22 protein-coding genes and 1 riboswitch are annotated in these 20,934 nt (G+C 55.6%); of the genes, 16 read left to right on the plus strand and 6 right to left on the minus strand.

Annotation, left to right across the window (positions count from 1 at the left end):
- The coding region (locus SMC5_RS06545) for a response regulator (protein WP_133299180.1) at positions 1-1,100 on the minus strand (1,100 nt) is incomplete at its 3' end.
- A gap of 154 nt (positions 1,101-1,254) precedes the next feature.
- Between SMC5_RS06545 and SMC5_RS06550 the strand changes: the two genes are divergently transcribed.
- From SMC5_RS06550 to SMC5_RS06615, 14 genes are all read left to right on the plus strand, one after another.
- Positions 1,255-1,947 (plus strand): hypothetical protein, encoded by a 693-nt coding sequence (locus SMC5_RS06550; protein ID WP_119120064.1) that lies wholly within the window; start codon positions 1,255-1,257, stop codon positions 1,945-1,947.
- A gap of 72 nt (positions 1,948-2,019) precedes the next feature.
- Positions 2,020-2,202, plus strand: a complete 183-nt coding sequence (locus SMC5_RS06555; RefSeq protein WP_119120065.1) for a hypothetical protein — start codon at positions 2,020-2,022, stop codon at positions 2,200-2,202.
- A gap of 3 nt (positions 2,203-2,205) precedes the next feature.
- Positions 2,206-2,838: a TIGR01906 family membrane protein gene (locus SMC5_RS06560; RefSeq protein WP_119120066.1), complete on the plus strand. Its 633-nt coding sequence runs from the start codon at positions 2,206-2,208 to the stop codon at positions 2,836-2,838.
- Between the two features lie 77 nt (positions 2,839-2,915).
- Positions 2,916-3,722, plus strand: a complete 807-nt coding sequence (locus SMC5_RS06565; protein ID WP_119120067.1) for an S-methyl-5'-thioadenosine phosphorylase — start codon at positions 2,916-2,918, stop codon at positions 3,720-3,722.
- 3 nt (positions 3,723-3,725) lie between these two features.
- Positions 3,726-4,409 carry a rhomboid family intramembrane serine protease gene (locus SMC5_RS06570; protein WP_119120068.1) on the plus strand — a complete coding sequence of 228 codons (684 nt, stop codon included), beginning with the start codon at positions 3,726-3,728 and terminating at the stop codon, positions 4,407-4,409.
- A 10-nt stretch (positions 4,410-4,419) separates the two neighbouring features.
- A complete protein-coding gene (gene surE, locus SMC5_RS06575; RefSeq protein WP_119120069.1) occupies positions 4,420-5,253 on the plus strand; it encodes a 5'/3'-nucleotidase SurE in 834 nt (277 codons plus the stop codon).
- Positions 5,254-5,291: 38 nt separating this feature from the next.
- Positions 5,292-6,851 carry an MBL fold metallo-hydrolase gene (locus SMC5_RS06580; protein ID WP_119120070.1) on the plus strand — a complete coding sequence of 520 codons (1,560 nt, stop codon included), beginning with the start codon at positions 5,292-5,294 and terminating at the stop codon, positions 6,849-6,851.
- Positions 6,852-6,918: 67 nt separating this feature from the next.
- A riboswitch (TPP riboswitch) is annotated at positions 6,919-7,018 on the plus strand.
- A gap of 53 nt (positions 7,019-7,071) precedes the next feature.
- On the plus strand, positions 7,072-7,878 hold the full coding sequence (gene thiD / locus SMC5_RS06585; RefSeq protein WP_119120071.1) for a bifunctional hydroxymethylpyrimidine kinase/phosphomethylpyrimidine kinase: 807 nt from the start codon (positions 7,072-7,074) through the stop codon (positions 7,876-7,878).
- Positions 7,871-9,085: a putative hydroxymethylpyrimidine transporter CytX gene (cytX, locus tag SMC5_RS06590; RefSeq protein ID WP_119120072.1), complete on the plus strand. Its 1,215-nt coding sequence runs from the start codon at positions 7,871-7,873 to the stop codon at positions 9,083-9,085. Before thiD ends, cytX begins: the two co-directional genes overlap by 8 nt.
- 23 nt (positions 9,086-9,108) lie before the next feature.
- Positions 9,109-9,927 carry a hydroxyethylthiazole kinase gene (gene thiM / locus SMC5_RS06595; RefSeq protein ID WP_119120073.1) on the plus strand — a complete coding sequence of 273 codons (819 nt, stop codon included), beginning with the start codon at positions 9,109-9,111 and terminating at the stop codon, positions 9,925-9,927.
- Positions 9,917-10,564: a thiamine phosphate synthase gene (gene thiE, locus SMC5_RS06600; protein ID WP_119120074.1), complete on the plus strand. Its 648-nt coding sequence runs from the start codon at positions 9,917-9,919 to the stop codon at positions 10,562-10,564. Before thiM ends, thiE begins: the two co-directional genes overlap by 11 nt.
- Positions 10,557-11,201, plus strand: a complete 645-nt coding sequence (locus SMC5_RS06605; protein WP_119120075.1) for an HAD family hydrolase — start codon at positions 10,557-10,559, stop codon at positions 11,199-11,201. Before thiE ends, SMC5_RS06605 begins: the two co-directional genes overlap by 8 nt.
- A gap of 210 nt (positions 11,202-11,411) precedes the next feature.
- Positions 11,412-12,674, plus strand: coding sequence for a S1C family serine protease (locus SMC5_RS06610; RefSeq protein WP_165846293.1), 1,263 nt, complete (start codon positions 11,412-11,414; stop codon positions 12,672-12,674).
- Between the two features lie 188 nt (positions 12,675-12,862).
- Positions 12,863-13,318 carry a hypothetical protein gene (locus tag SMC5_RS06615; RefSeq protein WP_119120077.1) on the plus strand — a complete coding sequence of 152 codons (456 nt, stop codon included), beginning with the start codon at positions 12,863-12,865 and terminating at the stop codon, positions 13,316-13,318.
- A 6-nt stretch (positions 13,319-13,324) separates the two neighbouring features.
- Here SMC5_RS06615 and SMC5_RS06620 read toward each other — a convergent pair whose 3' ends face one another.
- The 5 genes from SMC5_RS06620 to dnaA form a co-directional block, all read right to left on the minus strand.
- Positions 13,325-13,726 (minus strand): methylglyoxal synthase, encoded by a 402-nt coding sequence (locus tag SMC5_RS06620; RefSeq protein ID WP_119120078.1) that lies wholly within the window; start codon positions 13,724-13,726, stop codon positions 13,325-13,327.
- A 253-nt stretch (positions 13,727-13,979) separates the two neighbouring features.
- Complete coding sequence (locus SMC5_RS06625; protein WP_119120079.1) at positions 13,980-14,540, minus strand: DUF721 domain-containing protein; 561 nt, start codon at positions 14,538-14,540, stop codon at positions 13,980-13,982.
- A gap of 17 nt (positions 14,541-14,557) precedes the next feature.
- Positions 14,558-15,625, minus strand: coding sequence for a DNA replication/repair protein RecF (gene recF / locus SMC5_RS06630; RefSeq protein ID WP_119120080.1), 1,068 nt, complete (start codon positions 15,623-15,625; stop codon positions 14,558-14,560).
- A gap of 18 nt (positions 15,626-15,643) precedes the next feature.
- The gene (dnaN, locus tag SMC5_RS06635) at positions 15,644-16,723 is read right to left on the minus strand and encodes a DNA polymerase III subunit beta (RefSeq protein ID WP_119120081.1); all 1,080 of its coding nucleotides are present in this window, start codon (positions 16,721-16,723) and stop codon (positions 15,644-15,646) included.
- Positions 16,724-16,909: 186 nt separating this feature from the next.
- Entirely contained in the window at positions 16,910-18,250 is a 1,341-nt protein-coding gene (gene dnaA / locus SMC5_RS06640; protein ID WP_119120082.1) for a chromosomal replication initiator protein DnaA, read from the minus strand.
- Between the two features lie 236 nt (positions 18,251-18,486).
- On the opposite strand from dnaA, the gene SMC5_RS06645 reads away from it, so the two are divergent.
- Positions 18,487-19,815 (plus strand): GerMN domain-containing protein, encoded by a 1,329-nt coding sequence (locus tag SMC5_RS06645; protein WP_165846294.1) that lies wholly within the window; start codon positions 18,487-18,489, stop codon positions 19,813-19,815.
- A gap of 10 nt (positions 19,816-19,825) precedes the next feature.
- Positions 19,826-20,934 (plus strand): DnaB-like helicase C-terminal domain-containing protein (locus SMC5_RS06650; protein WP_133299181.1); only part of this gene is annotated, 1,109 nt, incomplete at its 3' end.

Consider the following 20,934-nt stretch of genomic DNA (forward strand, 5'->3'; position numbering starts at 1 on the left):
AATCCATGGACGGGTTTGATGATTTTCTCCCCGTACTCGCTGTGTCGCTGCATCTCGGCCCACTCTGAGGGATCGAGCTTGCCCGGTTTGAAGAGGATCTCTCTGCGTATGACCAGCTTGCCAACATCGTGCAGCGAACCGGCCATCTCCAGGACCCATAGCCCGTGCCCGTGGACGCCCATCCTCTTGCCAAGGATGACGCTGATACTTGCGACCTTCTGGTTGTGGCGCGGCTCCGTGGCCTCGGCCAGTTCAATGGCGTTCGTGATGACACCAACGACCTCGGACAACGCGAAGCGCTGTTTGGTCATGCCCCTCAGTCGCATTAGGGAACGCATGCGCACGCGCAGTTCTTCCCACGATACCGGTTTGTTGAGAAACTCATCGACACCACTCTCGAACCCCTTGAGCTTGTCCACGAGTCCCGACAGCACTGTCAACATGATGACGGGCGTCGTGCCCAGCCGCTCCGTCGCACGAATCTCCTTCACGACCTCGAACCCGTTGATGTCGGGCAAAAGCCCGTCCAGCAAAATAATGTCGAAATTATCGGTGGCAGCCTGCTCGATACCTTCCCGACCCGTCTGAACCCAGGTGACCTGGTACCCCCAGCTACTCAGCTGCTCCGATAGCGCAGCCCCATCGATTGCGCTGTCCTCGACGATAAGCACGGGCGCCTGATCACCCTCTCCCTGACGTTCGCGCGAGAAGAAAACCAGCTCGACCCTGCGAATCATGTCGTCGTAGGTGATGGGTTTGACGACATAGTCGAACGCCCCCATCTGCATCGCCTTCATGACGTCGTCGTCCTTACTGATGGCAGACACGACGATGATGGGGATGTTCTTGGTCGACAGGGCGGTGCGAAGAGTCTCGAGGACCGTCAGGCCAGTGATGTCCGGGAGGCGGAGATCCAGCAGAATAAGGCCGGGCTGTTCCTTGACAGCCATGTCAATGCCTTCCCAGCCAGTGCTTGCGGTGACGGCCGCATAGCCCGCTCGTCGCAACATGTCTCCATACAGATGCAGGCTCTCGATGTCGTCATCGACTACCAAGACCTTTCGTTCCACCAGCGCACCCCCGGTTCTGTCCTTGTTCATCGCCCGCTTTCAACAAACGCGCGGAAACAAATCGGCACCTGCACTCCCAACAACGCTCTAATAGAGTATTATGTATGCATCCGAACAAAAAGCAATTCCGGACAGAATGGCTGCAAGCTCCGGAAACACAGGAAGCCGGACCTCGGAGGCACCAATGCGCACCTTCACCGAAACGGACTTATGTGGCCTGACTCGCCAGAACGGAGAGTCCAGGGAACAGGTAGCCATGGCCTCTGATGCTCATTCGACCCTGGTCGTTCACTCGGCCTCCGGCCATTCGGGCAAGACAACGATCTGCCGATCGCTCGTACGAGACCTTCCTTTTGAGGTGTATATCAAGCTGTCGCGCCACAGCCTGCACCTCGCGACGCACTCGCTGGCAGCTGGAACACTGCCTATCGAAGGAGGTGATACTGGACGCCTAAGTCAGTCGGAACGCTCTCCATGGCTGCGGCCATTGCGTGACATCATACTCCTTGACGGACCTCATCAGGAGACAGACGAAGCGGTGGCCACGATCCTTCAGCAGTGGCCCCTGGAGACACGCGTCCTCATCGAAGGCAACTGCTCATCTGTCCCGGAAAGGTCGCGCTATATGTACGTCCTGTGCTGTCCCCTGCTGCAGAGCGCCAAACCCAATATGGGCATCATGGCTTCCCGGGCAGATCTGCTTGTCGTGAACAGGTTTCCTGGCTGTACGCCGGCCGAAGAAGCCGGCCTCCTTGCCCTCCTTAGAGACTGGAACCCGCGCGCGAACCAGATATCAGGATCCGTGCAGGACACGGTGTTCATCGAGACGGTCGAAGCAGCCGTCCTCGATCTTCTTCCACTATTGCATTCCGCTTGAAAATGCGCTCTCACATGACACACTGTACTATTGGTGTTTGGCGCCGATAGAATCAGGAACCAGGAGGTTCTCATGGAAGAAGTTACACAGGAAGTTCGCGATGAACTGCTCAAGGCAGCAACCGACGGATTTATCGATTGCGGCAAAGCCATAGCTATCGCCCGCAAGCTGAACATCGACCCCAAAGTCGTGGGCAAGGCCTGCGACTTGCTGCACATACGGGTTCGCTCCTGTTCACTCGGCCTGTTCGACTAGCCAGTGCCGACACTTATCGTCCTCGCTACTGTCACCGCAGTAGTGGCGGTCCTGCTGACGCCGTTTTCACTCCTCGTCAACTTTATGCCACTCCAGAGACTCGTACTTTTCATGGTCGGCACAACGGGAGGCACGGCGCCTCGCTTTGATGTGGCTGAAGCCGCCCGCCGCGTGGCAGACCTGCTCAAGTATCTTGCGTTCCGCAGACCTCTGCCGAACGACGCTTTCTACTCGCCCCTGGAGCTTGCACACATGGGCGACGTCCAGGCGATCTTCCAAGGTGTCTATCTGACAGCGCTTGTCTCATGTCTGCTGACAGTTGTCCTCATTATTCTCCTTCGCAGAAATGGGCGCGACGTTCGCCGTGTTGCCCGGGCAGCCGGCATCGCCGTGCTCGCTCTCGTTGCCGCTCTGGGCACCATCTCGGTCACCATCGGTTTTGATGCGCTGTTCATCGCCTTCCACGAGCTCGCCTTTTCGAACAACTTCTGGCTTCTCCCTGAAGACTCCGGACTCATTCGCCTGTTCCCCGAAAATTACTTCATGAGCTACTTCTTCATCGCACTCAGTGCAACCGTCGTTGTTGCCCTGATCCTCATGATTCTGTCACGCCGCAGGCGCACTTCCCGGCTTTAACCATCGCTCATTGCTGATATAATCCTTAGGTAAGCAGCCATGCACAGCCCCTGCTGTGTATAACAAAGGAGACACACATGGAACAACGTGCTGAAATCGGGATCATCGGTGGTTCCGGATTCTACTCTCTGCTCGATAACGCTGAGAACATCAATGTCGAAACACCCTATGGAGCGCCATCGGACCTCATCTCACTTGGTGAGATCGCGGGCCGCAAGGTCGCGTTCCTGCCCCGCCACGGCAAGCACCACCAGCTGCCACCGCACATGATCAACTACCGTGCCAACATCTGGGCTCTCAAGTCTCTTGGTGTCCGGTACATCATCGCTCCTACCGCCGTCGGTTCACTGCAGCCAGACATTAAGGTGGGAGACCTCGTCATCACTGACCAGTTCATCGACCGGACGCGCCGCGCCGATACGACGTTCTACAATGGGCCTGTCGTCACCCACGTCTCCACGGCCGATCCGTACTGTCCCGTCCTGAACAGGATCGCAGTCGCGACCATCAGGAGCCTGGACTTGCCGGTGCACGATGGAGGCACCTGTGTCGTCATCGAGGGACCACGGTTCTCCACCAAGGCCGAGAGCAACTGGTTCACCCGTATGGGCTGGCACACCGTCAACATGACACAGTATCCCGAGGTCGCCCTGGCCCGCGAGCAGGCAATGTGCTACTGCAATATCTCGGTCATCACGGACTATGACGCCGGGCTGGTCGCAGAGGGAGCCGTCGACCCCGTCAGCAACGAAGCGGTCATCAAGGCGTTCACTGCCAACCTGAAGAACCTTGTGACCATCATCGAGAAGATGGTCCCGCAGATCCCCGGCCCTGACGAAGACTGCACTTGCTTTCACGCCCTGGATGGCGCCAGTATCGGCTAACCCATGCTTCCTATTCGCGACGACACGCCATCCCACACGTTTCCGCTGGTCACGTTCCTGCTGATCCTGGCCAACGGTCTCGTGTGGCTGTGGGAAGTGTCTCTTGGCGGGGGAGCGGCCCTGAACCACTTCTACTACCAGTTCGGCTTCGTCCCCGGCGTCCTGACGGGGGTCTATAAGGCCCCGTCATGGGCGATAGCACCGTATTTCCTGACGACCCTGACATCGATGTTCATCCACGGCAGCTGGGGCCATATTCTGGGCAACATGCTGTTCCTGTGGATCTTTGGCAACAACATCGAGGATCATCTCGGCCACAGCAAATACCTGCTGTTCTATCTGGCAGGCGGCGTGGTGGCCGCCATAGTTCAACTGCTTTCCGGACCCACCTCCCAGGTCCCTACCATCGGGGCGAGCGGTGCCATCGCCGCCGTCATGGGAGCTTATTTTTTCCTGTATCCCAAAGCCAAGATTCAGACCCTGGTCTTTTTCATTTTTATCACCATCGTGCGTCTGCCTGCCTGGATCTTCCTCGGCATCTGGTTCGTGATGCAGCTGTTCGAGGGTACGTTCGGCGCAGCTCAGGGGGTCGCCGTATGGGCGCACGTGGGAGGTTTCCTCTTTGGCGTTGTCATTGCATGGATCAGCAGCAGGCGAGGACGGACCCGCACAGAGTACGCGGTCTGAGGAGGAACACATGCACATCCTTGTTACCAATGACGACGGGCTGTGGGCGCAGGGGATCCAGGCTCTTGTCGCGGCAATCCCTGCGGATAACACCATTTCAGTCGTTGCTCCCGCGTCTCCCCAGAGCGCCAAGGGACACTCCCTTACCATGCACAAGCCTCTGCGCGCTACCAAGGTTGAGGGCTATGTCCATCCCGGTGTCGAAGCGTGGGCTGTCTCGGGCACTCCCGTCGATTGCATGATGCTGGGCCTCGACACACTAATAAAGCAGAAGGTCGACATTGTCTTCTCCGGTATCAACCATGGTGACAATCTGGGCGACGACCTGCCCTATTCCGGTACAGTATCGGGCGCCTACGAGGCATTTTTGTCTGGGTACCCCAGTGTAGCCTTCTCCACGGCATTTCCGCGGACAGGAAGCACTGGCTTCGATTTCAGCCCCATCACCTGGTTCCTGCAGAAGATGCTCCCTCTCATCCCGGGGCTCATCGGGATCAACCAGCCCCTCACGAAGAGCTTCAGCAACGATCTCAACGGAAGCCTGTTCCTCAATGTCAATGCGCCCAACTGTCCGGTTTCCGAGGTCAAGGGCATCCGGGTTGTCCCTCAGGGACGCCGCCGCTATGCTCATCGTGTCACCGCCAGCGTGGACCAGTTTGGAGCCCCCATCTACTGGATAGGGGGAGATATCCCGTCCATACCACAGGAAGGAACCGATGTGACCGCCGTAGCCGACGGATACATCAGTATCACGCCCCTGGGCATCGACCTGACAGACTATGTCCTCTTGGAGCGGCTGCAGCAACTTGACACGTTCGCCGGCCTCACGTCGGCCTCGCAGTAGACACATCGATAACTGGCACCACGAAGGAGGGCCACTTCATGGCACAGTTTACAATGCTGGACGGTGCCACCACTATTGGCGGCACCAAGCTTTTGTTCGAGGCAAGCACTTCTCCTGATGCGACGCGTCTGCTGTTCGATTTCGGGCTCAGCTACGCTACCATGGGCGCATACTTCGAGGAATTCCTTACGCCGCGCACATCGGCGGGTCTCACCGACTATCTGACGACAGGGCTGCTGCCGAAGCTGCGATTCTACCGTTCCGACCTCACAGCACTCCTTCAGGAGATGCAGCCTGAACTGGCCAGACAACTGGTGGACTCTGGGCACATCAACGCCTGCTTCATTACACACGCACATGTCGACCACACTGGATCGATATCGTTTCTGGACGAGACCATCCCGCTATATGCCACGCCGGTTACGGCCGCCGTTCTGCGGGCCGTTGAGGAGACACAGTTCAGCTCCGGTCCAGAGAACGGTGTGACCGATTTCATCCTGCGCCCCAACCTGGGCGCCAACAAACACGGCCAGCACAACCTTGTCGACCTGGCCGGACCCATGCAGTTTCCGGACTGTCGGGTGACCCCCTTTCCGGTCGACCACAGTATCCCCGGCGCATGCGCCTATCTCATCGAGTATGACAGAGGGAAGCTGGTGTACACGGGAGACCTCAGGTTCCACGGCCGCATGGGTCATGTGACGGAGAGTAGCATCGAGGCGCTCGCCGCCGCTCACCCCGATGCCGTTCTGATCGAAGGGACCAACCTTCGTTCGAATGAAGGCTCGTCAGATCATGATACGGCATTCCACCGCCGCTTCGCGTTCTGGTCCGAGCAGGGCGTCGAGGCAAAAGCACTCGAGGAGATTCATGGGGCCTCGGGGCTGGTCATGGCAGACTTCGGTATGAAAGACCTGGACCGCCTCATGACCTTTCAGCGCGTCGCCCATGCCACAGGGCGCAAACTGGCCATCCTCCCGCGTGACGCCTATATCGTCCGGCTGGCGCAAGAAGCCGGCTATCCCACCATCGACCTGGCGGATCCGGAGCTCGTCTTGTACGTCAAGCGCGCAGGCAGCGGCACCTATGACAAGGGCGACATCAAACAGGACTGGGCCCGGTCGACCCTTCTGCGGTTCGCCGGCAGCGATCCGGACTCCGTGGATCCAAAAGATCGGCGTGACGCTGTAGTAGACGTCCTGAACGGGTCATGTCCACGTATCGTCAGAGGCGCCGAGGTCGCAGCCCATCAGTCGGACTATCTGCTTTCGCTGGGCTACTGGGACGTTCAGGAGCTGTGTGACCTGCATCCTGCCCCTGGGTCGCTGTACATTCATTCGTCGGCGGAAGCATTCAACGAAGAGATGTCATGGAGTCAGGAGCGCCTTGCCCGCTGGCTGGACCTCGCCGGCATGGATTCTGTGCATATCCACGCCTCAGGACACGCTCCACCGGAGGATCTCTTCCGTATCGTTGAGGAGCTTGCACCCACGCACGTCTACCCTATCCATACAGAACATCCGGAACGGTATGCTGAGCAATTCGGGAGCCTGGTGACACTTCTTGCTAACGGTCAGATGGCCCAGCTCCACAGTTGATCTTCGGCTAGAGGCTCATCACGGGAGCAATTGATATCGGGGTGTAACGTGATATTATAGAATAGTAAAGCAATTGCGGGGGAACTCTTCGGAGTTGAGAAGGTTAAAACCTGACCCTTTGAACCTGTCAGTTCACACTGTCGTAGGGAAGCGAATTAACGTGATAAAAGGCCCCCGCTGAACTTGGCAGGTGCCTTTTTTGTTATGTAAGGAGAGAGCCATGAAAAAAGTTCTGACTATCGCTGGTTCGGATTGCAGTGGCGGTGCTGGGATCCAGGCCGATCTCAAAACCTTCGCAGCCCATGGCGTTTACGGCATGAGCGTGATTGTCTCGGTGGTTGCGGAGAATACGTTTCGTGTCATAGACATGCAGGATATCACCCCCGAACTGATCGAAAAACAGATCGACGCGGTTTTTGAAGATATCGGAGTAGATGCTGTGAAGGTGGGCATGCTGTCGCACTCCTGCTGCATGGAAGCTGTAGAGCGCAAGCTCAGGGAATACAGACCGCAGCATATCGTGATCGACCCCGTGATGGTTGCCAAAAATGGCTGCCCCCTCATGGACCCGAATGCCGTCGACACGCTTATTCACATCATACTCCCGCTCGCAGATGTCCTTACTCCCAATATCCCGGAGGCCGAAAAAATCGCGGGATTTCAGATAACCTCCGCCGGAGATATGGAGCAGGCGGCAAAGTGCATTTATGAGCTGGGAGCAAAAAATGTCCTGGTCAAGGGTGGCCATGCCACCGGCGACGCGCTGGACATCCTGTACGACGGCGAAAGGTTCTATCACTTCAGCGCAGAACGCATCAACACCAAAAACACGCACGGCACCGGATGCACGTATTCCTCTGCAATTGCTTCTAACCTTGCGCTGGGTCTTCCGTTGGAAGAGGCAGTGAAACGGGCAAAAGAGTATGTTACAACAGCGATCCGACATTCGCTTGCCATAGGAAAAGGCTGTGGGCCGACCCACCATTTTTACGACCTTTACAAAGCAGCGGGCATTCCCGATGCATAACAACAAAAAACTCGGCACGTTCAGCCTTTTCAACCTCTGGGCAGGAGCAGCCATTTCGCTTGCAGAAATCATGACTGGCGGCTTGTTCGCGCCATTAGGGCTGCTCAGGGGGATACTCCTGATCCTGGCGGGACATCTCATCGGCTGCCTGCTCCTGTCTCTGACTGGGCTGATCGGATTTCGGGAGAAGAAGCCCGCACTGATCGCCAGCCGCATGGCATTTGGCCGATACGGCTCCTACCTGATTTCTGCAGCTAACATTATTCAGTTGATAGGATGGACAGCAATTATGCTCATCCAGTGCGCCAATTCGATCAGTGCCATCACATCAAAACTTGCCGGCTTCACGGGCTTCGCGCTGTTTGTGGTGATCGTGGGCGCCATCGTCGCGGTTTGGACTCTTGTTGTCGGCAAGGGTGCCAATGCCCTCAACAACGCAGCTGTCATTCTGCTTTTTGTGCTTTGCCTGCTGATCCTGGAACTGGTGATCCGCGGTCAAGGCGCGGTTTGGTCGTCGGGCGCGAGGAATGCCGCCACAACGCTTTCGGTCGGTGCAGCACTGGAAATGAGTATCATCATGCCACTGAGCTGGCTGCCGCTGATTTCGGACTACACCATGCAGGCAAGCAGCACGAAAGCAAGTTTCTGGGGGAGTTTTTCTGGCTACTTCATCGGCAGTTCCTTTATGTATATCACCGGGCTTGCCGCTGTACTGTTTACCGGATCGTCCGATATCGCCGTTGTCATCCTGCATCTGGGCATGGGCGTCGCCGGTCTGTTTGTAGTGGTGCTCTCGACAGTGACGACGGCCTATCTGGATGTTTATTCAGCAGTCATGTCTATCCTGAACATCACTCCGAAGGCATCAAAAAGGCTGCTGATCCTTCTGGTGTCGGCGTTGGGAACGTTGATAGCACTGTTTTTCCCCATGGGGCAGTATGAAAATTTCCTGTACGCGATTGGCTCGATTTTTGCGCCAGCTTTTGCGGTGGTGCTTCTCGACTATTTTGTTTTTCGCGCCGACCGTTCGACGACCACATTCAACGCCGCTGGCATTCTTTCAGCCGTTCTAGGTACAGTAGCCTATTACTTCTTTATGAAGCTGGATCTTCCTGCTGGATCGACAGTGCCGTCAATGCTGTTGACGGCAGTGGTCTACGCCGTTTTTCGGAGCGTACTGAAGGATCGAAACGCACAAAAATGTTAACAATTGGGATCAGGAGCGTGAACATGATTCAGGACATCGTAGAAAATCTCAGAGCAGTCCGTGAAAGAAAGCCGTTGATCCACCACATCACCAACTATGTGACAGTCAACGACTGTGCGAACATCGTGCTTGCCATCGGCACTTCCCCGATCATGGCAGACGATATCGATGAAGTGGAAGCCATCACCGCTATTTCTTCGGCGCTGGTGCTGAATATCGGGACATTGAACAGCAGGACGATAGCATCAATGCTTGCTGCCGGGAAAAAAGCCAACGAGCTCAACATCCCTGTCATTCTCGACCCCGTGGGCGCAGGTGCATCAGAGCTACGGAACCGGACGACCGAAAGACTGTTGAAAGAAGTGAACATAACCGTTGTGCGGGGGAACATGTCCGAGATCCGTTTTGTCGCAGGACTCGGAGCCACCACAAAGGGTGTCGATGCCTCTGAAGCCGATCAGAAAAGCGAAAAGGAAATCGGTCGGAGTACTGCGGAGAAGGTGGCAAAGCAGTTCGGTTGCGTGACGGCGATCACGGGAGCAACGGATATTGTGTCGGACGGAAGACGTACGATTTATATCGAAAACGGAACAAACCTGCTTTCCAATGTGACAGGAACGGGATGCATGTGTACCTCCTTGGTGGGCGCTTTTTGTGGAGCTGCTACCGACTTCCTCATCGCAGCGACGGGAGGCATCCTCTCCATGGGCATTGCGGGCGAGCTTGCAGCAGAAAGCGCCGGCGACAAGGGAAATGGCAGCTTTCACGTGGCCATCATTGATGAAATCAGCAAACTGAACACCGAAACCCTTGTGAAGAGAGCGAAAATCCTTGAAGCCTGAGATCGATTACAGCCTCTACCTTGTAACAGACCGCGATCTGATGAGCACGCCGACGCTGGAACAGGCAGTCGAACAAGCAATAGAAGGCGGGAGCACACTCATCCAGCTGCGGGAGAAAACAGCATCCTCGCTGGAGTTTTATCAAATGGCGGTAACCATCAAACGACTGACCGACAGCCATCATATTCCGCTGATCATCAACGACCGGGTCGACATAGCCCTGGCGGTCGACACCGCTGGTGTGCATATCGGGCAAAGTGATCTGCCAGCCGGGATCGTCCGCCAGATCATCGGGAAGAACAAGATCCTTGGCGTTTCCGTCTCTTCTGTAGCCGAAGCCGTGAAGGCGAAAAAGGATGGCGCAGATTATCTTGGTGTCGGCGCCATGTTCGCCACAGGGACAAAAACCGACGCTGACCTGGTGACAATGAACGAATTAAGGGACATAAGATCCGCCGTATCTTTGCCGATCGTTGTCATCGGCGGGATCAACCTCACGACCATACCGTCCTTCGTGAACACGGGAATCGATGGGATCGCTGTCGCTTCCGCGCTGATTTCGGCGAAGGATATTACCGAGGCGGCAAAACAGTTAAGAGCATCGTTCTCGCTGACAAAAGGAGAGGAAGATGTTTGATTTTAAAGCGGCGATCTTTGACTTGGACGGGACACTGATCGATTCCATGGGGGTATGGGAGGATATCGACATCGATTTTCTGGCAAAACGCCATTTATCCGTACCAGAGGGATATATCAGTGAAATTTCCGCAAAGAGTTTTAAAGAAGCTGCAGAATATACGATCTCTCTCTTTGGCCTAAAAGAGAGGGCAGAAGATATCATCGAAGAATGGAACCAGATGGCCATTGACGAATACAGTCATCATGTCCCGTTAAAACCTTATGCAAAAGAATATCTCCTCTTTTTAAAGGGACAGGGGATCAAACTTGGCGTAGCTACCGCGCTGCCAAAGGTACTTTATGAGCCTGTATTGAAAAACAATGGCATTTATGCTTTGTTCGACGCGCTTGCTTCCACTGATGAAGTTGTCCACGGGAAAGGAAGCCCTGATATTTATCTGCTGGCAGCCAAAAAATTGGGTGTTCCCCCTTGTGACTGCATTGCCTTTGAAGATGTACTGGCCGGTATTCAGGGGATTGTATTGGCGAGAATGCAAGCGTATGGCGTATATGACAAATATTCAAGTCATGAGCAAGTGCAGATTCAAGAATTGTCAAAACGGTATATTTATAGCTTTGCGGAAGTGCTTCCATAACAGCGCCTCCAGAGCCGTTGAGAAATCGGCTGGCCTTTTACACCAACCGATGTGCATAGGCATTGAGGAAATAGCCCCGGTCCACAATTGAAGCAGTGCTTCGCTTCTTGTGGCGATTTCCTCACACTCTCTGTAACGAAATCAGGCATAGTTGCGTATATACAGGTGTATATGACAAGCAAACACCTGTTACAGGTGAGGAGGCACGATATGATCGACGAGAATGGGTTCATCAAGCCAGATCCTGAGGAGACTCAGAATTTGGACACATCAAACACGGTGGAGGGCTACGTCACTCCTGAGGCTTCTCCGACTGTTCAGGCGTACAATACACCTTCGCCCCAACCTCAGCCCGTCCGGCGTTCGAGTTCTGGGCGCGTGCTCCTGGTATGGGGACTTATCATCGGGTTACTGCTCGGCAGTGTCCTCGGTGGGATTCTAGGCAACTATGTCGTCATGTCCAACCCGGGGACATTCCCCTGGGCACGCACAGTATCGGCAACGTATCCAGTAGGAACGTCCAGCTCCAGTACAACCATTGTTACAAGCGAAGAACAGGCTATCGAGAATGCCGTCAAGATCGTTTCGCCTGCCGTGGTTCAGATCAACATCACCTCGGTCAGCCAGAATCCGTTCGGCTTCTCGTCCGGAACACAGGAAGGCCTCGGTTCGGGTTTCATCATCACCTCTGACGGTTACATACTGACCAACAATCACGTCGTTGAGGGTGCCACCAAGATCACGGTCATGCTCAAAGACGGGCGTGAGTTCAGTGGCCAGGTCGTGGGCACAGACACCACCAGCGATGTCGCCGTCGTAAAAATCAAGGGGACCAACCTCCCCACGGTACAGCTCGGCGATTCGTCCGCTCTGACCGTGGGCCAGAAGGTCATTGCCATCGGGAATCCCTACGGTTTGAGCCAGACGGTCACGACCGGCATAATCTCGGCTCTCGAGCGAAACGTTCAGGCGTCAGCGACTGAGAACCTCGTCGGCGTTGTTCAAACTGATGCGGCCATCAACCCCGGCAACTCAGGAGGACCCCTGGTCGACTTGTCCGGCCGCGTCGTGGGCATGAACACGATGATCTACCAGAACGCACAAGGCCTTGGATTCTCGGTCTCCATTAACACAGCAAAAAAGGTCTATGACGCCATCCTCAAGAACGGCAAGATCACGTGGCCGGCTCTGGGTATCCAGGGAGCTACGCTCACAACCTCTATTGCTCAGCAGTACAACGTCAAGGCATCCCAAGGCGTCTATATCGTCCAGATCACGTCCGGGTCCGGTGCAGAGGCTGCTGGGCTCAAGGCCGGGGATGTTATCACCACGATCGATGACAAATCGATGACCACGATTGACGGAATTCTGAGCTACATTCGTTCCAAGAACGTCGGTGACACGGTCCAAGTCGTCGCTGACCGGGGCGGCACGACCAAGACGTTCTCCGTGGTCCTGAAAGCTCTCGGCTAGTAGACTCCAGTACCTTCTCAGTTTTGAAGGAGAGACCCCGGCACAACGTGCCGGGGTCTCTCCTGTCATGTCCACCTTGCCAACAATGAAAACGGGGCAATCCTGTACATGGATGCAGGTGAGTGCATCCGAATCTGCCGAGACGGAGGAATGGATGACAACAACACAGAACCTCAGGACGTGGACTCATGAGTGATATGACACATCTGGTACGACCCGACCTTCATGTCGCACTCGACTGTCCTGTAGACTGGACCGTCATGGAACTGGACGAACAGGCAGGGCTGCGGGCATCCAACCCCACGGACCCACGTGTCGCCTTGCAGGTCACGTACGACGAGTCCAGCTCACCACTGGACGAAGTGTCTGAGCGTCTCCGCAACGGCTTGCCGGAAGACGCCCTGCGTGAACCAGGAACGCTGAGAAAGGGAAGTGTGGATACAGATGGTCGAGCAAACCCCCTCGATCCACCTCTTGAAGCGCTGACCTTCCGCGCACGCGATGGCTCATTCGTTTATCAGGTCCTCGTCGCAGTGGACACAGGACACCGATGGACCGTTCGCCTCGAGACGCTCCAACGCAAGGAATGGTGGCAGGAGAGCCAGACACTGGAAACGATGCTCGCCAGTCTGCTGTTGTTGTAGAAGAATCTAGGTTGCAGGCGGCTCTTCGATATCCTGCAAGTCCTTGAGATGGGCGAGGACCAGCCTGGCCGTCGAGATGTTCGTGGCAAGGGGGACGTCATTGATATCACAGATCTTGAGCACGGCATTGATATCCGGCTCATGAGGGTGTGCGGTCAGAGGGTCCCTGAGGAAGACGACTGCCTTGATTTGGTCGGAAGCGATCATCGAACCAATCTGAAGGTCTCCACCTTTCTCTCCGGAATTTACCCTCGTGACGTGAAGGCCAGTCAATTCCTCGATCAGGCCACCTGTGCCCTTCGTGGCAACCAGTTCTTCCTGAGCCAGCATCTCCTGATAATCCCTGCACAGTGCGATCATCTCTGGCTTTCTGCGGTCATGCGCGATCAATGCAACTTTTGTTCTCATGTGTCCATTTTACCATACAAGACTGTGAATTAACAAGGCTGTTTTCAGGTGCCCTTCGCAGTTCAGGTTATCCACAGGATGTTGTGAATATCTGTGGAACACGATTCCGGGGTAAGTCTCAACTATAATGTTGATGCTGGGTTCTCGTTGCACAGCAGTCCACGGGCCCCTATGGAACCTGCAATGGCGTCAAACCCGCTGTGGACAACACGCCTGCAACTCGAAAAGTTATCCACAGTGCCTGTGGATAGTGTCAGTACTTCCTTGACGTCGTCCAGTTCGTCCGGCGTTTCTGTTGTTCCTGGTGTCGCCAGATATCCCAGCGCAGCCAGGCCTCGTAGGCATGCAGAAACGAGAGTCGCAGGGCAGGGTTCTGAATGACCTGCACTGCTTTCTCGGCTCTCGCTTCCTGCTCCGGAGACAGCTGAATCGTGGCAGCCAGAGAGTCCGGGTCCTCGGGGACAACAGAAGACGTGACCTGCGGCCGATGGATGCGGATCTCGTGGACGTTGTCGAGCCCAAAGGACAGATCTGTCACGAGCTTGCCTCCCATGTGAGCATTCAAGCGTTCTACAATGAGGATTTTCTGCTCAGACAAGACCTGCATGATGGATGAATTGGCACAGAGAATCGTCAGCGTTCCATTCTTGAACTGAGCAGGATGAGAGTTACGGGCGACGTACGCGCCGATGGTGCGCTCACTCCACAGAGACTGGACCGCTGGCCAGACCTCACCCAGTGACTGAACCTTGATGCCCTTGTCGAGGCGACCGGTACGCCGCATCTCGTCGATAACCTCTCCGATGCGCTCCATACTGTTATCATTTCTTCTCACAGTCGTACGGACGTAGCGTTCAGTCCGCCTCCAAGACGCGCAACATCAAAGGTTGTGATAAAGACCTGTTCAAACCTCGCCAGGAGATGAAACAGCCGATCAAGGTTCGGCATGTCGATATCGCCTTCCAGATCGTCCAGCAGGAGCACCGGGTATTCTCCCGTGACCATGCGTATGTATTCGGCACCTGCAAAGGTAAGCAGCAGCGCCACCAGCTTCGCCTCACCCAGTGATGCCGAGTCCCGCAACTGTTTTTTTCCTCGGAGCAGGACAAAATCGTCGAGGTGACACCCGGCCAGACACGCATGCCGTGCCAGTTCCCGGTCCCGGATAGCACGGATGGATTCGGCGGAAATGGGCCGGGGATCATAGAGAATAGACACATCCGACAGCGGTTCAAACAACCCGTCGGCAATCAGACGTGTCATTGCCAGACCCACAGCGGCGAGAGCCGATCTCCTCTTCGCATAAATCGTGTTTGTCAGCGTAGCAATCCGCTCGTCAAACAGATCCAGCAGGGACGCATCGGCCACGCCAGAGCCCGACTGCCGCAGCAGGGCGTTCTTGCGTGTCATGACGGCCGAGTATGCAGAGAGTGCTTCCAGGTAGGTGCGGTCACACGACGCGATCAGGAGATTGATATACTGGCGTCTCACCGAGGGCATGCCCTTGACCAGAAACAGCGAATTAAAGTTGAACTGGGCTACGCGAAGCCCACCGATAAGACGGATGAACCCATGGTAGACAGTACCGTCGATACGAAGTTCCTTACGCCCCTCCGTCGTGAACATGGCCTGCACCGCATGACTGACTGACCCTCCAGCGACCGGGTCATGCGTCCGATACCTACCACCGACGACAAAATAGGACTCCCCATCCCTGATAAGCTCCGCATTTGTCAGCCCCAGGCATGATTTTCCAGAGGCCAGAAAATGCACGGCGTCAAGGAGCGTCGTCTTGCCGGCACCATTGCTGCCTTCAACAGCAGTGATGGGTGCAGTGATGTCAATACGCTGTTCAGCCAGCGCTCTGAATCCCTGTACCCAAAGCGATTCCAGATACATTGCCCTCCGAGGGGGCGGCTACTCCATCTGCTTGTGTGGCATGACAAGGTACAGGAAATCTTCCTTTCCCTGGTCCTTGATGACCACCGGATGAACAGCACTGTTCATATGCAGTTCCGCATTCTCGGTACCGACAGAGGAAATACCGTCCAGAAGTTTTGTCCCAAAGAACGAAACAGAAAGACCCCCGGCCTCTCCCTCATAACCCAGCTCGTCACTGGCATTGCCCTGATCCTGGGCCGTGCCCTGAACAGTCAGCCGCCCTTCTTTGAATGAAAGTGTAATGACATCAGTTCCACCAAAAACGACGGCACCGACCCGGCGCAATGCGTCCAGCAACTCTGACTTCTTGACATTCACGGTATATTCCCATTCACGAGGCACGATGTCGTTGTAGTTGGGAAACTCGGCGCCAATGAGGAGAGAGATAATCTGTGTATCACCAGACGAAAACAGACACTCGTCCTCGGTAATAACACAATGAACGTCACCAGCTGGCTTGAACGATTCAAAGACTTTTGTCGGAACGATTGCTCTCAGCGGTTCACGCTTGAAGTCAAATTGAACATATCCGAGGCGCCGTGAATCCGTCGCGACGAACCGGAAATAGTCTTTTGTCTGCTCAAGCAAGATTCCCTGAAACTCGAGGCGCCGTTTCTCATTATGTTCTACACAGGGAAGAACACGATCAATGGCACTGGAATATTCATTCAGGCTGAACTGATATTCACGACCTTCCTTGATCTCCGGGATGCTTGGAAATGTATCCATCTGATAACACGCCAGATCATAGTGTGCTTTACCAGATGATATCTGGAGTTTTTTGTCGTCTCCTTCAATCATGAGTTCGCCAGACAAGGCCGAAATAATATCCTTTAAAAACTTGAAGGGAACCAGGGCGCGTCCGGCTTCTGTGACTTCGGCCGGTTCAGCATTTACCAGGTACGTTGTCAGGTCAGTACTCGTCAGTTGAAGCGTTGTGCCGTCTGCAGAAAGGAGAACGGCGTCTGACGTAAAGGTCGAGCTTTTCTGCTGGATGACCTTGGCGTGCTGTGCCAGTTTCTTGCTCAAACCTTCAGCTTTTGTCGTGAGTTTCATCCTTCCTCCTTTTAGTATGAAAGAACTCTCTTAATTATAATCATCAACATAAGGCGCTTGGTAGTGTTGGTATGTTCCTTGAAGACAGTTGCAGGGCTTTTGGCGCCTGTGGACGCAGCTGTGGATAACTTGTGCGGGTTATCAACACTATGCACATCAGAAACAGTCGGGATAACTTTCCACAGGTTATACACCTCTCTTCAACTGCTTTACCAAGCTGTCGAGCAGTGCTCTCAGCGTGTCGTCGTTCTTCAATTCCTGCTGGATCTTCTGACAGGCGTAGATGACCGTTGTGTGGTCGCGCCCGCCAAACTTCTCACCAATATATGGCAGAGAGGCTTCGGTCAGGTCCCGGCTCAGGTACATGGCGATCTGTCTCGGCATTGCGATATCTTGACTGCGCCTCTTGGCCTGGAGGTCGGCAACCGAGATGTGAAAGTAGGACGAGACTGACTGCATGATGGCGTCGATGGTGATCGGCTTGTTGATAACCGGGATGATATCCTTGAGTGTTTCTTCGGTGAAAGGGAGTGTGACCTCTTCGTTGGTGAGTGAAGCTGTTGCAAGGACGCGCATGAGTGCGCCTTCAAGCTCGCGGATGTTGCTCCCGATGTTTGCGGCGATGTATTCCAGCACTTCCGGGGGGACGTCGATCTTGTCCAGCTCGGCCTTCTTCTTCAGGATGGCAACCTTGGTCTCGTAGTCCGGGCGGCTGATGTCCGCGATGAGGCCCCATTCGAAACGTGAGGTGAGGCGTTCCTCGAGGGTGGCGATCTCCTTGGGCAGGACGTCGGAGGTGATAACGATCTGCTTATGGGCATCGTACAACGCGTTGAAGATATGGAAGAACTCCTCCTGTGTGCGCTCCTTGCCTGCCAGAAACTGGATGTCGTCGATGAGCAGGATGTCTGCTCCGCGTGTCTCTTTGTGAAAGTTCTCGATGACGGAGTTGTTGTTCCGGGCGTTCTGGATGGAACTGACCACTTCGTTCGTGAACTTTTCGCCGGTCGTGTAGACGATCTTCTTGTCCGGGCCCTGTGCCAGGATATGGTGTGCAATACCCTGGAGCAGGTGGGTCTTGCCCAACCCGACTCCGCCGTAGATGTAGAGAGGGTTGTAGACGTTGCCCGGGTTGCCCGCAACGGCGTTGGATGCCGCGAAGGCAAGGCGGTTTCCTGCACCGACGACGAAATTCTCGAAGTTGTAGCGCCTATTGAGGATCAATGTATTGTTGTGCTGGAGCATGCCGGGTTCGGTCGGAAGCTCTTCCGGCGGCTGTTGCACAACCTCCACCGCGATGGTGGTCGGTTGACCCTTGATCGCATCGATCGTCTCCTTGATAACGTCGTAGTACCTGCTGACAATCCAATCCCTCGCAAACTCACTGGGGACGCCGATGGTGAGCGAAACGTCGTCTTCATGGAGCGTCGTCGCATTCTTGAACCACATCTCGAACGTCGGGCGCGCGAGTTGTTTACTGAAGATATCGAGCAGGTGCTGCCAGGAATCCGACCGTTGTTCTTCCATTTTCTGCTCCCTTTGCTCTCGCGCTAAGTGACCACGCCCCGGTCAGAGAAAAACCAGGCCACAGCGTGGGCCGTACATACGCATACACCGGCACAACACCGCCGTCTTTGTGACGGAACACCAGAGTGTTGTCAGGCCATGTGCATCCGTTTTGTGTGATATAGTATAAACGAAATGAAGACTAGCGGCAATCAGAAAATGGCTCACAGATGACAATCCGCAGCAGACAAGGCCGGATGAGGGGCAAGCGACGTTCCCAGGATGGGGGACTGCTTGTTCTGATCCTCGCACTGGTTCTGGCCGTTGTCATCGGCTCAAGCTTTCGCACGGCCGGTGGGCGGAGTACACCCGTGGTTTTGTGGTATCTTGATGCCTCGACGCAGGAACTGGTCAGCAATCCTGCTGTGGCAAAACTGCCAACGCGGCGTGTGGAACAGGTGGCGGGCATCATCGATCTCCTGCGTACGCCGCCCGCGGGACAAGGGCTTGCGACTGCTGTCCCTGCCGGCTTCACTGCGCATAGGGCGACACTCTTGCCCGGCGGGATCCTCGACGTGGTCCTGGGCGTGTCACGCGATCAGCCTCCCATGGGGTTTGCGGAAGAAAACGCGCTCTACTGGCAGCTTGTCAACTCCATGCTGAGTCTGCCAGGAGCCCTCTCGATCGAACTCTCGGTCGACGGTCGTCCGACAGGAACCTTCCTCTCCTTCGTCAAGACTCAGCGAGAGCTTGGTGCCAATGATGCCATGTTGGACAAGGGACAACCGGTCGATCTGTATTTTGTGGGCGGCGACGGCCGCTATGTTGTTGAACGCCGCACACTGCCAACTGGACTGACACGCTCTCAGCTGGCACTTCAGGCTACACGCGCTCTCATGGAGGGTCCGACGCATCCCAGTCTCGTGAGTCCTCTGCCCGGAACGGATGTTCTTCGGGGAGTCACCGTCTCCGGTCGAACGGCGTCTGTCGATTTTGAGGAGAGCGTCCTCAAACTGAGTATGGGAGCTCAGGAAGAAGAGCAGATCAAGAACTCCCTGGTCCTCACACTCACAAGACTCGCGGGCGTCAGTCGCGTACGGCTCCTGGTAGGCGGAAACAATGTGGAGGGACTGTTTGGACACGTGGACACGGTTGATCCATTGTTCAGGCTGGATGGAAGCCTGGAAGAGGGTACGGCGCTCGCCGTCTACAGTCTCACCGAAGTTGACGGCGATCAACTCCCGGTACTGACTGTTTATCAACAGAAGCAGGCGCTCATGTCACGCAGTGTCATGATCTCGAAATCGATCGCCCAGATGGGGAATCCGCCCAAAGGCGACGCGTCACTTGTCCCAGACGGCACCCGGGTCACCTCCATGGTTCTGGAAGCCAACACCGGGATGCTACGCCTGTCTCTTGCCATGACTCCTCTCCCCAAGGACCAGGCGGCCGAGGCGCTCATGGTCGAACAGTTGCGGTTAAGTCTTACCGAACTGCCGTCCGTAACGTCGTTGCAGGTAGGGGTCAACGGGTCTGTTGCTTTCTTGCCGGGAGGCTACTATATAGGCAAGCCATTTTCGCGATAGGGGGAAGACCATGACGACAGACAGGACCGAATTCCGGCTGGTGGCCGGGGCTCTGGCGGCTCCTCAGCACCTTGAGAAGCTCCAGAAGCTGGGTATGAGCTCTTCGCTGTTCGAAGACGGGGACCTCAAGGCTGTCTTCGACGCATTTCAGTGGTACTGCTCCAACCACAATGGGGAAGGTGGCAAGATAGACCTTCCGCTGTTCACGGCCTATCTGACCGAAGAACGTCATGTGACTCCGGCTATTGCGACGCTGGTGGACAAGTTGACTGACGCTGGTGGCGAGGATATGGCGACGCTGGTCGAGATGCTGGACCGGCTAAAAACGCGTGCAGCACGTCGGAAGCTGCGAACGATCTCCGACAGCATCAACGGTTTTACCGATGACGAGAAACAGGGGCGGCGCGTGGAAGACTTCGCCGCCGAGATCTCCGAGCAGCTCCGCCAGGTGGCGCGCCTCTCGTCCCAGAGCAGGCAGGAGCCAATCCGCGACGAGTTGTTGCGGTACGTCGAAGAGGTCCGTACCCGGGAAACCGGGCGTTCTTCGATCCTTGGCATGAGCATCGCCCCGTATGACAATCTCAATACGGCGATCTCAGGGCTGCGCCCTGGTTTCTACTACGCGGTCGGCGGTGCTCCGAGGCGCGGGAAAACCAACCTGATGCTGCGACTGGCCACGCTCGTTGCGCGCAATGAGAAGGTCCCGGTCCTGTACTACTCCTTTGAGCAGACGAAGCACGTCCTCCTGACTCGTGTCCTGTCACAGGAATCACTCATCAACCCGCTGATCCTGCAGAGGGGAGATATCAGGAACAAGGCCGATCTCGTTACCCGGTTCAACAAAGGGATCAAGGAAACTTCAGCCTACATGGACAACTTCTACCTCTTCGAGGGGGACCGTCAAGATACGATCGAGCATATTCGCAGTGTCGCGTATGGTATCATGGACTCTCACCACACCGACCACTGTGCCATCTTCATCGACTTCTTGCAGAAGGTGCCGACGGTCAACCCGTACGCCAGCCTGCAGAAGCAGGTCGACGAGGTGTCCGGCCTCATCGCACAACTCTCCACCGAGCTGCAGTCCCCCATTGTGGCTGTGTCGTCGTTCGATAAGGA

This window comes from Candidatus Cryosericum odellii (assembly GCF_003570935.1).
GTDB classification, from domain to species: domain Bacteria; phylum Caldisericota; class Caldisericia; order Cryosericales; family Cryosericaceae; genus Cryosericum; species Cryosericum odellii.

What these genes read in the sequence shown, in the direction of transcription:
- SMC5_RS06550 (WP_119120064.1), top strand. Translation starts at nt 1,255, where the DNA reads ATGCGCACCTTCACCGAAACGGACTTATGTGGCCTGACTCGCCAGAAC.
- SMC5_RS06555 (WP_119120065.1), top strand. Translation starts at nt 2,020, where the DNA reads ATGGAAGAAGTTACACAGGAAGTTCGCGATGAACTGCTCAAGGCAGCA.
- SMC5_RS06565 (WP_119120067.1), top strand. Translation starts at nt 2,916, where the DNA reads ATGGAACAACGTGCTGAAATCGGGATCATCGGTGGTTCCGGATTCTAC.
- SMC5_RS06570 (WP_119120068.1), top strand. Translation starts at nt 3,726, where the DNA reads ATGCTTCCTATTCGCGACGACACGCCATCCCACACGTTTCCGCTGGTC.
- surE (WP_119120069.1), top strand. Translation starts at nt 4,420, where the DNA reads ATGCACATCCTTGTTACCAATGACGACGGGCTGTGGGCGCAGGGGATC.
- SMC5_RS06580 (WP_119120070.1), top strand. Translation starts at nt 5,292, where the DNA reads ATGGCACAGTTTACAATGCTGGACGGTGCCACCACTATTGGCGGCACC.
- thiD (WP_119120071.1), top strand. Translation starts at nt 7,072, where the DNA reads ATGAAAAAAGTTCTGACTATCGCTGGTTCGGATTGCAGTGGCGGTGCT.
- cytX (WP_119120072.1), top strand. Translation starts at nt 7,871, where the DNA reads ATGCATAACAACAAAAAACTCGGCACGTTCAGCCTTTTCAACCTCTGG.
- thiM (WP_119120073.1), top strand. Translation starts at nt 9,109, where the DNA reads ATGATTCAGGACATCGTAGAAAATCTCAGAGCAGTCCGTGAAAGAAAG.
- SMC5_RS06605 (WP_119120075.1), top strand. Translation starts at nt 10,557, where the DNA reads ATGTTTGATTTTAAAGCGGCGATCTTTGACTTGGACGGGACACTGATC.
- SMC5_RS06610 (WP_165846293.1), top strand. Translation starts at nt 11,412, where the DNA reads ATGATCGACGAGAATGGGTTCATCAAGCCAGATCCTGAGGAGACTCAG.
- SMC5_RS06615 (WP_119120077.1), top strand. Translation starts at nt 12,863, where the DNA reads ATGAGTGATATGACACATCTGGTACGACCCGACCTTCATGTCGCACTC.
- SMC5_RS06620 (WP_119120078.1), bottom strand. Translation starts at nt 13,726, where the DNA reads ATGAGAACAAAAGTTGCATTGATCGCGCATGACCGCAGAAAGCCAGAG.
- SMC5_RS06625 (WP_119120079.1), bottom strand. Translation starts at nt 14,540, where the DNA reads ATGGAGCGCATCGGAGAGGTTATCGACGAGATGCGGCGTACCGGTCGC.
- recF (WP_119120080.1), bottom strand. Translation starts at nt 15,625, where the DNA reads ATGTATCTGGAATCGCTTTGGGTACAGGGATTCAGAGCGCTGGCTGAA.
- dnaN (WP_119120081.1), bottom strand. Translation starts at nt 16,723, where the DNA reads ATGAAACTCACGACAAAAGCTGAAGGTTTGAGCAAGAAACTGGCACAG.
- dnaA (WP_119120082.1), bottom strand. Translation starts at nt 18,250, where the DNA reads ATGGAAGAACAACGGTCGGATTCCTGGCAGCACCTGCTCGATATCTTC.
- SMC5_RS06645 (WP_165846294.1), top strand. Translation starts at nt 18,487, where the DNA reads ATGAGGGGCAAGCGACGTTCCCAGGATGGGGGACTGCTTGTTCTGATC.